Raw genomic sequence first — 11,594 nt, 5'->3', positions numbered from 1 at the left:
CAAAAGAACGAATTTTTATCCAATATTTTTGTAAATAAATGCGTAATGATAATTATTTTCGGTAAATGTTCCGGTAGAAAAAATTAGAAAATTATCGCGCTAAAAAAACGAATTTATAGAGGTTCCCATAAATAAAGTATTATTTGCCTTTCTATGGGCATCTTCTATTACAGCTATAAGCAGATAATGAGTAGGGTTACTCCAACCATAGCAATAGATTAAGGCAGTGTCGCTTGTTCTTTTAAATTGGACTGTTCGCAAACTCCACTTTCTATTAGCCTGCAAATAATTCTTCTTCTCTTGCAGCGTTAGGCCTATCGTAGGATGCATCGCGACCAAACTCTAATGGAGCCACATTTGTTTGCTTATATCGCTTAAACTTAGCAACCAATTCTTGAAGCTCATCTTCAGGCATGGAACTTTCTATTACACTGGATGTAAATACCTTTACGTCCATTCAGTAAAACCTCCTTTCTTGACAACTCGAGGGCTCATTAAATCCTTTTCAGCCTTTTGAGATGCCTTTCTTAGGGTACTATCACTAATAGGACTATCGCCTTTTTTTGTCAGCTTCCGTTTCTTACTGTCCTTATCTAAAGTCACTTTTAGCCTCCTTAACTTGATATTAATTTTTTGATGATATCTAAATCACCAATCTGAGCAATATCCCCAATTTCTGATTCAGAATATGACAATGATGAAATATACTCCAAAAGCTTCTCACCATTAAAATTCATTTTCTGTAGTAACAGAAAAATCTTCTCAAGAGATTTCATTTTATTGGTTGCATCTAACGTATATTGGATAACAGATGTGTCAGATGTATACAACTCAATAACTAAATAACTTTCTTCTTCATTACCATAAAAATCAAATGTAACCCCCTTGGAATCAAGTTTAATTTGATCCCTCTCAATAAGGAATTCCGCCCAAGCAAAAATACCTTCTAAAGGATTGAGTGCTGTCATTTTAAAATCCTCTCTAAAAGGCTCACTCCTTTGAACCCCAAATAAACCCCACTTACTTTGAACGCGCTTCCAACACCGCCACAGCCGGAAGGGTTTTTCCTTCAACATATTCAAGGAAAGCACCACCGCCCGTCGAAATGTAAGAGACTTTGTCTGCGATTTCGTATTTATCTACCGCTGCTAACGTATCGCCACCGCCGGCAATGGAAAACCCGTCACTGTCTGCGATAGCCAGTGAAAGCGATTTGGTACCTTCACCGAATTGGTCGAATTCGAATACACCCACCGGGCCATTCCAGATAATGGTTTTGGCCTCTTTTAAAATATCAGCAAGCGCACTGGAGGTATCGGGGCCGATATCAAAAATCATGTCGTCGTCGGTAACGTCTGCGGCATCTTTGAGTGTGGCGGTGGCACTTTCTGAAAACTCATTCCCCACCACGACATCCGTAGGAACAGGAATGTGGCATTTTTCCATCAACGCCTTAGCTTTAGGAATTAAATCCGGCTCATACAACGACTTGCCCACGCCCTTATCAGAAGCGGCTAAGAACGTATTGGCTATACCGCCACCCACAATCAGCTGATCAACTTTGTCCGACAATGTTTCTAATACTTCAAGTTTTGTCGATACTTTTGAACCACCCACAATAGCGACTAAAGGTCTTGCAGGATTGGCCAACGCTTTTTCTAATGCGTCTAATTCCGCTGCCAATAATGGGCCAGCGCACGCAACCGGGGCGAATTTTGCTACACCGTGGGTCGACGCTTGTGCACGGTGGGCTGTACCGAAGGCATCCATAACAAAAATATCACACAGTTGCGCATACGCTTTGGATAATGCTTCGTCGTCTTTTTTCTCACCGACGTTAAAGCGCACATTTTCCAATAACACTAATTCACCGTCCGCAACCTCTACGCCATTGGAAAACTCTTTAACCACTGGCACGTCACGACCAAGACATTCACTCAAATAGTTCGCCACGGGCGCCAGTGAATAAACCTCTTCAAATTTGCCTTCTTCAGGGCGGCCCAAGTGCGACATAACAATCACTTTCGCGCCCGCTTTTAATGCATGCTCGATGGTCGGTAACGCCGCTTTAATACGGGCATCTGAAGTAACTTTGCCATCTTTGATCGGGACATTTAAATCTTCACGAATTAAAACACGCTTACCTGCAAGCTCAAGATCCATCATGGAGGTGACTGACATAGTGTGTTCCTCTTTTTTAATCGTTAGTTTTTCTAATCGTTAGTCGTTCTAAAAATTAATATTTTCAAATGAAAAAAAATTAATCGTTTCTATTTTTTATAGCGTTGTTATTTTTAACGTATTTAATAAAGGTTGACGCCGCTCTTAACAAACCACATATTTGAAAGGAGTGATTACACCCATAGGGTTGACCAATGCTGAATCACATCCACCATGCGATTGGCATACCCCCACTCGTTATCAAACCACGTATGAATTTTAATTAAGTGTTTCCCAGCCACTCGTGTTTGACTGGCATCAACAATGCCTGAGCGAGTATCGTGATTAAAATCGCACGAGGCTAAGGGCTCTTCGGTGTAACCTAAAATGGAATTAAATTCCCCTTTTGCCGCTGCCGACAAAACCTGATTCACCTCTTGCGCCGAGACGGCTTTTTCCACCACGACAGATAAATCAATGGCGGAGACATTCACCGTTGGCACGCGCATGGCCAAACTTTCAAAGCGACCCGCAAGCTCAGGCAAAAGCCGATCGATACCTTTATCGAGACCGGTGTCGACAGGGATAATTGAGGCAAATGCCGCGCGGGTTTTGCGTAAATCCGTGTGATGATAAGCATCAATAACGGGTTGGTCGTGCATGGCCGAGTGAATTGTCGTCGTCACGCCGCTGTTAATACCAAAATGATCGTGCAGTATTTTGATAATCGGAATAATGCAATTCGTAGAACAACTGGCATTAGAAACGATGGTTTGTGCACCACTTAACTCGGTTTGGTTAAACCCATAAACGATGGTGGCATCCACTTCATTGGTGGCCGGGTGAGAGAAGAGCAAACGCTTCGCGCCCACATCAATGTGATGTTGCGCCGTCGCCCGATCCGAAAAGCTGCCCGTACACTCCGCCACTAAATCCACATCCAAAGCTTTCCAAGGCAATGAACTCGTCTCACTCTCGTGAGTAATTTTCACTTTTTTTGATGCGATTTCTAAATCTTCACCAATCACATCAACCGACAAAGGAAAGCGCCCATGGGTTGAATCGTACTTGGTTAGATGCGCGATGGTTTTGACATCGGCCAATTCATTGATAGCAACTACCTGCAACTGATCGTGTAAATCACGCTCATAAATAGCGCGGAGTAAACAGCGACCTATGCGGCCATAACCATTAATGGCAATGCGAACGGCCATATTGATTCTCTTTTATTAACAGACATAAGAAAGGGCGGATGTTACCGCCCTTTCTTACTGACTGCATCCGGTGTTACCGGCGGAAGGCGTAGCCTTAAAGCAGTTCTGATGTCACCGCAACAACGTTGTCAACGGTGAAGCCGAAGTGCTCCATCAGCTGTCCGCCTGGTGCAGACTCACCGAAGGTGGTCATACCCACAACACGGCCGTCTAAACCAACGTATTTGAACCAGAAGTCTGCATGCAATGCTTCAACAGCAACGCGCGCGGTAACTTCTAATGGCAATACCGATTGTTTGTACTCGGCACTTTGCGCGTCGAACGCTTCTGTACACGGCATAGAAACAACGCGAACCGCTTTACCAGACTCTTCCAGTTTTACTGCGGCGTTCATGGCCAGCTCTACTTCAGAACCCGTCGCGATCAAGATGGCATCTGGGGTAGAAGGGGTGTCTTTCAGTACGTAACCACCTTTAGCCACATTCGCCAGTTGCTCTTCAGTACGTGGCATCGGCGCTAAACCCTGACGAGAGAAAATCAATGATGCCGGGCCATCGGTGCGCTCAATGGCTTCTTTCCAAGCCACCGCAGACTCAACGGTGTCACAAGGGCGCCAAGTACGCATATTCGGGGTAACACGCAACGCGGTTACTTGTTCTACCGGTTGGTGAGTTGGGCCATCTTCACCCAAGCCGATGGAATCATGAGTGTAGACAAAAATCGAACGCTGCTTCATCAATGCGGCCATGCGCACCGCATTACGAGCGTATTCCATGAACATCAAGAAGGTCGCACCGTAGACAACAAAACCGCCGTGCAACGCCAAACCATTCATGATGGCACTCATACCAAATTCACGAACGCCGTAGTACATGTAGTTACCGGAAGCGTCTTCCGCACTCACGCCTTTACAACCGTTCCAGATGGTCAGGTTAGAGCCTGCCAAGTCAGCGGAGCCACCCAGGAATTCTGGTAACAATGGGCCGTAGGCATTGAGTGTATTTTGAGAGGCTTTACGAGAGGCGACTTTTTCCGCCTTCTCTTGGCACTCACGAATGTAAGCATCGGCTTTTTCGCTGAAGTCCGCTGGCAACTCACCGTTAACAACACGGCGCTCAAATTCAGCAGCCAATTCTGGGTGGGCAGCTTTATAAGCGGCGAACACTTCGTTCCACTCAGCTTCTTTTTGCTCACCCGCTTTGGTGGCATCCCAACCGGCGTAAACTTCATCAGGCACCTCAAATGGGGCGTGATCCCAGTTCAGGGTTTTGCGAACCAATGCAATTTCGTCGTCACCTAATGGGGCACCGTGACACTCTTCTTTACCTTGCTTGTTCGGAGAGCCAAAACCAATGACGGTTTTGCAGCAAATTAAGGTTGGCTTGTCGCTTTCTTTGCGAGCTTCTTCGATTGCCGCTTTGATGGCGCTGCTATCGTGGCCATCCACACCCGGAATCACTTGCCAGCCGTAAGACTCGAAGCGTTTTGGCGTGTCATCGGTGAACCAGCCTTCCACTTCACCATCAATGGAAATGCCGTTGTCATCGTAGAATGCGATTAATTTGCCTAAGCCCAAGGTGCCCGCTAAAGAGCAAGACTCATGGGAAATACCTTCCATCATGCAGCCATCGCCCAAGAACGCGTAGGTGTAGTGATCAACCACATCGAAACCATCGCGGTTAAATTGCGCTGCCAAGATTTTCTCGGCTGCCGCCATACCGACAGCGTTGGCAATGCCTTGGCCAAGAGGGCCGGTGGTGGTTTCGATGCCTGGGGCGTAACCGTATTCAGGATGACCTGGCGTTTTGGAGTGAAGCTGGCGGAAGTTTTTCAGCTCTTCAATCGGAAGATCATAACCACTCAAGTGCAATAGGGAGTAGATCAACATAGAGCCATGACCATTGGACAGCACAAAGCGGTCACGGTCAGCCCAATCTGGGTTTTTTGGGTTATGTTTTAGATAGTCGTTCCACAGGACTTCGGCGATATCCGCCATGCCCATTGGGGCTCCAGGGTGGCCAGATTTGGCTTTTTGAACGGCGTCCATACTCAAGGCACGAATGGCGTTGGCGAGTTCTGTTCGGGATGACATGGGCTCTTGGCTCCTGCTTTTTATACTAATGAAAGAAACGAGCAATGCTGCCCGCTTGCCAAATCACAGTACTTCTTTTGGCAAACGCCACACTGCCGCTAAAAATGGACGTATTCTCCCCTACTCCCGCTATGCAGTAAACCAGCGGTTACTCATTTACGATCTAACGCACGGATTGCTTAACCCCAGAATCGTGGATGGACTCAAGCACTTTAGTTACTCATTTGCGACTACGAGAAATGGAATACAGACCATCTTAATTAAGAAAGCTGATGATGACATCACCATCAACTTGCTCTAAACCAAGCATAAATGTAAACGTTTACATTTATCTTGCCAACTCCCATTCGTAAATCATGAAGGCCACACACCAAAACGCCGGGCAATACCCGGCGTCTGAGTTTTCTTCAATGAAAACGGATTATTTTTCAATCTTGAAACTGATTCGCTCTCGCAAATCGTAAGTGGGAACGGGGGCACCATCCTCATTACGAGGGCGGTAACGCCAACGCTTCACCGCTTTCAATGCGGCATCTTCGAATACGCCTTCTGGCTGAGCTTGCAATACCGAAATATTCTTCGTCACACCATGAGCGGTGACATCGAATTTCACATCAACGAACCCTTCCATACCTCGCATTAATGCTCTACGGGGATACACCGGCGGCACCATCACTTGTTTCATTAATATTCCTGCGCCCGAACCAATCTGAGGCTTTAATTCATTGCCTGTGTGCCTGAACTCGCCCAGTTCAAGCCCCATCGGATCAAGATCCACCTCTGTGGTTTGCGCCGGAACATCGGGTACTTCTAATGGCTCGGGCGGTTTTACCGGCTTTGGTTCTGGCAGTGGTTTTGGCATCGGTGGCGGCACGGCGATTGGATCTGGAATGGTGAATATCACCGGATCTTCCATTTCAAATTCTACATTAACCATAGAAATCATCGCGGCGAACAAAAACGCCGTAATCAATAACGCGGCGGGTATAACACTGATAACTCTAACTTCAGGACGAGCGGTAGCTGCGGTGATCATAGTCACCCTCCTTTTGGCTTGGTGGTTTGTTGTAGTGGTAGTTTGTGGTGGTAGGTGGCGTGAGCGCCCAATGACTCAGCACTCATCGCAATGGGATAAGCGCTTAAGTATCTGGCGGTCGTAAATCAGACAAGGTTGACTGAGCAGAAGACGCTTCTAAACGGAAGAGGAAAGTCTCAGTCACATTCTCGACCCAAACAGGACGCCCATTCACCCGTTGTGGTTGAAAACGGAACTGTTTGATGGCTGCCATCACAGCGGCGTCAAATAAACGCTTCGGCTCGGAATAGATGATGTTGGGAGCGTTTACTTTACCGCTTTCGGTAATATCAAATTGCACAATCACTTTGCCTTCGCGACCTCTACGTAATGCCCCAGTGGGATAAATCGGAGTAATGACCGAAACCGGCAAGTAGCCCTCTACTGTCACCTGCGGTAGTTGAATTCGTGCCTTACCCAACGATGTTTCATTGACTCCCCACTTCTCTGCGCCCAATTGCTCTGGAACAGTGATGGGTTTTTGCGCGCTCACGATGATTTCCTCATCCCAATGAATCGCCCTTTTCCAATCCCCTTTGGGTTCGCCCTCTCGTTGCCGATTTGTCGGCACAGCCTGCCAAGTCAAGCGTGGCCTCTGTTGCTCATCCTGCTTATCTAGGCTTTTCGCATCTGTTTGTTTGTCCTCGTGAAGCTGAAGAGGAAGCAATTGAAAGGATGCCAATGAAAGCTGATCTTCGATGTGTTGAACACACTCCACATTTGCAATTAACACGGGTATACACCACAGCAAGGTAATCATGGCCAATGGTAAGTTGTCTTTTCCGCTGGGCTCATCACGATCCACATAGCGAAGCAGTATTCGGTTCAAACGCAGGTAAAACGGTGAACGGTGGCGAGTCGCCCCCACCAAGCTCTGTACCTCTGATCTTTGTAAACCTGATCTTTGTAAACCTGCCCGGCTATGTTGACGTTTAAGGTTCAGTAACAGTTCTGCGTATTCCGCTTGACCTTGCTCACTCGGTAATTCGATATCGCATAACTCTTCTGCGTCAGATGAAGACAGTTTCTTAACGACCCAATCATCGCAGGCATTTTCTGCCAAATCATTCAAACGTCGAGCCGCAACCCACACTGGTAGCAAGCACCAGAACACACTGCACAACACATACAACCATTGAGATTTCAGCCAATCATTACGCTGCACATGCCCTAATTCATGGGCCAACACAAGATTCAATTTCTCTTCTGGCCACGACAACATCGCTTGCGCAATCACCAACCGAACTCGCCTACGACCAGCTTGAACACCCCAGGTATAGGCGCCATGTACAACATCGTTCGTACAAACCCTCGCCTCAATAGAACAGGAGGGTTCTCCTTTCGCCTCTAATAAAGACCACAATCGGTTTGCTCTGACCGTTAAGGCGTGCTCGGGCTCTGTCATTCGACTCTCCCAGCGGGACAAATCCCACACACTCAAGAGGCGATAAAACACCAGCATCAATGCAACAGCGATGTACACAAACAACACCGTCAACACCACTTGTCTGGACAGTAATGCTGGGAATACGCTGCTGGGTAAAGAAGACACCGGCCATTCCACACTCGGCATCCAAGGTGTTAAAGCCACCAATGGTAAGGCGGACATCACCCACACGCCTTGTCGATGATGTTGTGCCGCCGATTGCTGCCGCTGAGAAGACCACACACCAAATAGAATGGCACACAGTAACAGTGGCTTAATCATCATTAACAAGAGCATTTCCATCGGTGGCATGTTCACATCTCACTCAGACTTATTCGATCTGTCACTCGGCCCAACATTGTTCTTTATCGAGTGAATCGCCTGTTCTAATTCATCCAACTCTTGATCCGACAACGACTGTTTACTGCTCCCTAACAACGCACTGACGGCCTTAACAGGGGAGCCTTGAAAAAATGTATTCACCAATTTTTCTAGGGCACTCACACTGGCTTCTTCTCGCTTTTTCATGGGCATGTAGATATAGCGATTACCCTCGCTTCGATGGGTAATCAACTCCTTTTCTATCATTCTTGCCAGCAACGCACGTACTGATGAATAACTTGGTGGGTCGTCCATGGCATCACGCACATCGTGGGCCGAACCCTCACCCAATTCATACAACACATCCAATATTTGTCGTTCACGACGGCTGGTTTTTACAGTCACTTCACAATCCTCTTATTCAATATTGAATTATTGGGTATGTCGTTGTTGGCCAAACAACACCCTCAACACATGGTTTAAACGTGCTTCATCTTTTATGCTAAAAATTTAGCATATGCTACAAATTTAGCACAAGGTTTTTTTAAAAAAGAATCACTGAGAGGAAATCAATGCTGAATTCGGCGCTTTTAATAAACAAAAACACGAAAAACGTCGCGAAACTGGGAATCACACCAAGGCGAAGTATCGATTTTTTGAGAAAATGGACTACCGTAGCGCTACAGTCACATCGCATTGAAAGAAATTCGTTACACTTACAGCGCGTGTTATGACAAGCAATGCCTTATATGAAAAATAAGTAGACGATTTTTCCGCTCATAAAGAGACAATACCTTTGCCGAAGCAATCATCGTCCTCATGATCAAAACAGGGAACCGAACCGCTGGAAAGAGTCAAATATGAGTTTGTATCATCAACACAAATTCACTTTAGGCCCTGTATTACCGCTTGGATACTAAAAATCACTATGTTGGATGCCATAAAGTACTCTCCATACCATCGCTTGGGCACAGTGCTGTGTGCGGCACTGTTAAGCGCTTGTGGTTTCGCACCTCATGAAAGACAAAGCCAATCCATGCCTACGCCACCAGCGCCGACCGTGTTGATGCCGGTGGGCAGCACCGTTGCACTGGACACCACATTAATCAATTCCCGCCTCGACCAGCAAGCCGGTCAACTTGCCGCCATCAGTACTCAATTGGCGGTTCTCAGCCAGACAGTCACCGAATTGAAAGCGTCTCCGTCTAAACCCAATCAGTCACAGCCACCTTCCACCATTGCTCCGGTTACACAAGCCAATTCTGGCAATACAGAACCCACAAAAACCATTGTGGGCGAGGTGGAATGGATATGGCTGCAGTCGATACACATGAGTTTATCGGCACGAATCGACACCGGCGCATCATTGTCATCGATGAACGCCACCGATTTAAATATCTATGAAAAAGACGGGCAGCGCTGGGCAAGGTTTAAAGTAACGGCAGCTAAAAACGATGCGGATGTCATCAAAGGACAAGATGGCGAGCTTATCGTCGATACCCCGGTTATACGCTTTACTCGTATTCGCAAACCCGATACCCAAGACACCGAACGTCGTGCAGTGGTCAAACTTCCCATTCGCTTAGGTAACCTTCAACAACTTACCGAATTCACCCTTTCTAATCGCAAAGATATGGATTATCCCATAGTGATTGGACGTAATTTTCTTCAGGATCTCGCCATCGTAGACGTCAGTAAGAAGTACGTTCAACCCAGGCATCAACTTACTGAGAGTGCCGGAACCCCTCTGTTTTTAGGACGCGCAACTAAGGCCATGTAATGAAATCACGAAAGCCGTTTTACGCTTTTGTGGCGGTGCTTATCATCGTCGGCGTAGCACTTATTGGATACCGGACTTACGAAGATGGTATACCCCTCTCTCCCAAAGAGAAGCATGTGGTGTGGGACTTAGAAGCCACAGTAAGTTTCAATGCTCAAAATAAACCCGTGTTGGTTTCCTTAACACGCCCTGAGCATCAATCCGGTTTTGAAGTGGTCAGTGAAGCTGGCGCCTCTCCGGGGTATGGCCTGTCTCTTATCGATAACCAAGATTGGCTTCGTGCACAATGGTCAAAACGTGAAGCCACTGGCCCTCAGCGCTTGTACTATCGGGTACTGGTCAGTGAGTCTAACCACGACCTAATCGAAGCCGATTCGGCACCTCCCACACCGAGTGACGCCATTTGGGAAGAGCCTCAACGAACGGTTGCCGAACAACTCCTTGCGGAAGCCTGGGATCGTTCCGCCGACGCACACTCTTTTACTCTTGAACTACTGAAGCTGTTAAACGATCAGCAACAAAATCAAAATGCCCGTTTGCTGCTGAGTGAGTCCATGCGCTCTAAAGCAGAAGTCGCCGTTCAGCTTCTTAATCATGCCAACATTCCCGCCCGAGTGGTCTCAATTCTAAGCCTAGAAGATGGTCGCCGCCGGCAACCCCTGCAACAACTCATAAAGGTATGGCAAGACAACGATGCCGAAATTTTTGACCCAAATACCGGGCAAATGGGGTTACCAGAGAACACCTTACTGTGGGGTAACTACGGACACCCCATTTTAGAAGTGGTCGGCGGAGTGAATTCTCAAGTAACGTTTTCCATCATACGACGCACAGAGCCTCTGCATGGCGCCACCACTCAGCTGTTCACACCGAATGTATTGAGCTTTTCCATCGGCTCTCTGCCATTGGCAGAACAAGCCATGTTTAAAACCCTTCTGCTCATTCCCATCGGGGCATTAGTGGTGGTGTTTTTGCGCATTTTGATCGGTGTAAAAACCTCGGGGACGTTTATGCCCGTACTGATTGCCTTGGCTTTCATGGAAACCACATTAGTCACCGGGCTCGTCGGCTTTATTTTAATCGTAGGCGTGGGTTTGTTTTTCCGATCCTATCTTACTCAGCTCAATCTTTTACTGGTGGCACGAATCTCGGCAGTGATTTTAATGGTGATTGCCATCATCACGTTATTCAGCCTATTAAGCTACCAACTCGGCCTAACGGAAGGACTAAAAATTACCTTCTTCCCGATGATTATTCTGGCCTGGACCATTGAGCGAATGTCCATCCTCTGGGAAGAAGAAGGTCCAAGAGATGTTTTAACCCAAGGCGGCGGTAGTTTGATGGTAGCGATTGTGGCCTATGCGTGCATGAGCAACGATTTAATTCAGCACCTGACCTTTAACTTCCTTGGCCTACAGCTGGTGATCATGGCGTTGATTTTGTTGATGGGCAGCTACACCGGCTACCGACTATTAGAGCTGTATCGCTTCAAACCTTTAGCCAATAGCATCAGCGAACAGTGAGGG

General features: G+C 47.0%; 11 protein-coding genes. 2 read left to right on the top strand and 9 right to left on the bottom strand.

Annotated features, from left to right (window positions below; translation table 11 throughout):
• Positions 1–99: 99 nt before the first annotated feature.
• From LU351_RS21010 to LU351_RS04890, 9 genes are all read right to left on the bottom strand, one after another.
• On the bottom strand, positions 100–330 hold the full coding sequence (locus LU351_RS21010) for a type II toxin-antitoxin system YafO family toxin (RefSeq protein WP_416053928.1): 231 nt from the start codon (positions 328–330) through the stop codon (positions 100–102).
• The gene (locus LU351_RS04925; RefSeq protein WP_232592938.1) at positions 275–457 is read right to left on the bottom strand and encodes a hypothetical protein; all 183 of its coding nucleotides are present in this window, start codon (positions 455–457) and stop codon (positions 275–277) included. The genes LU351_RS21010 and LU351_RS04925 overlap by 56 nt, the downstream gene beginning before the upstream one ends.
• A 157-nt stretch (positions 458–614) precedes the next feature.
• Entirely contained in the window at positions 615–968 is a 354-nt protein-coding gene (locus LU351_RS04920) for a hypothetical protein (protein WP_232592937.1), read from the bottom strand.
• Positions 969–1,020: 52 nt separating this feature from the next.
• On the bottom strand, positions 1,021–2,181 hold the full coding sequence (locus LU351_RS04915; protein WP_232592936.1) for a phosphoglycerate kinase: 1,161 nt from the start codon (positions 2,179–2,181) through the stop codon (positions 1,021–1,023).
• Positions 2,182–2,354: 173 nt separating this feature from the next.
• A complete protein-coding gene (locus LU351_RS04910) occupies positions 2,355–3,374 on the bottom strand; it encodes a type I glyceraldehyde-3-phosphate dehydrogenase (protein ID WP_232592935.1) in 1,020 nt (339 codons plus the stop codon).
• A gap of 94 nt (positions 3,375–3,468) precedes the next feature.
• Positions 3,469–5,466 (bottom strand): transketolase, encoded by a 1,998-nt coding sequence (gene tkt / locus LU351_RS04905; protein WP_232592934.1) that lies wholly within the window; start codon positions 5,464–5,466, stop codon positions 3,469–3,471.
• 421 nt (positions 5,467–5,887) lie between these two features.
• The gene (locus LU351_RS04900; RefSeq protein WP_232592933.1) at positions 5,888–6,502 is read right to left on the bottom strand and encodes an energy transducer TonB; all 615 of its coding nucleotides are present in this window, start codon (positions 6,500–6,502) and stop codon (positions 5,888–5,890) included.
• Between the two features lie 103 nt (positions 6,503–6,605).
• Complete coding sequence (locus LU351_RS04895; protein ID WP_232592944.1) at positions 6,606–8,279, bottom strand: M56 family metallopeptidase; 1,674 nt, start codon at positions 8,277–8,279, stop codon at positions 6,606–6,608.
• A gap of 9 nt (positions 8,280–8,288) precedes the next feature.
• On the bottom strand, positions 8,289–8,693 hold the full coding sequence (locus LU351_RS04890) for a BlaI/MecI/CopY family transcriptional regulator (protein ID WP_232592932.1): 405 nt from the start codon (positions 8,691–8,693) through the stop codon (positions 8,289–8,291).
• A gap of 523 nt (positions 8,694–9,216) precedes the next feature.
• Here LU351_RS04890 and LU351_RS04885 point away from each other — a divergent pair.
• Positions 9,217–10,068, top strand: a complete 852-nt coding sequence (locus tag LU351_RS04885) for an ATP-dependent zinc protease family protein (protein WP_232592931.1) — start codon at positions 9,217–9,219, stop codon at positions 10,066–10,068.
• Positions 10,068–11,591 carry an inactive transglutaminase family protein gene (locus LU351_RS04880; RefSeq protein ID WP_232592930.1) on the top strand — a complete coding sequence of 508 codons (1,524 nt, stop codon included), beginning with the start codon at positions 10,068–10,070 and terminating at the stop codon, positions 11,589–11,591. Before LU351_RS04885 ends, LU351_RS04880 begins: the two co-directional genes overlap by 1 nt.
• Positions 11,592–11,594: the final 3 nt, after the last annotated feature.

The organism is Marinibactrum halimedae, from assembly GCF_021234875.1.
GTDB lineage: Bacteria > Pseudomonadota > Gammaproteobacteria > Pseudomonadales > Cellvibrionaceae > Marinibactrum > Marinibactrum halimedae.
Note: the sequence above shows the minus strand (reverse complement) of the source record. Positions and strands in the feature narration are given on the sequence as shown.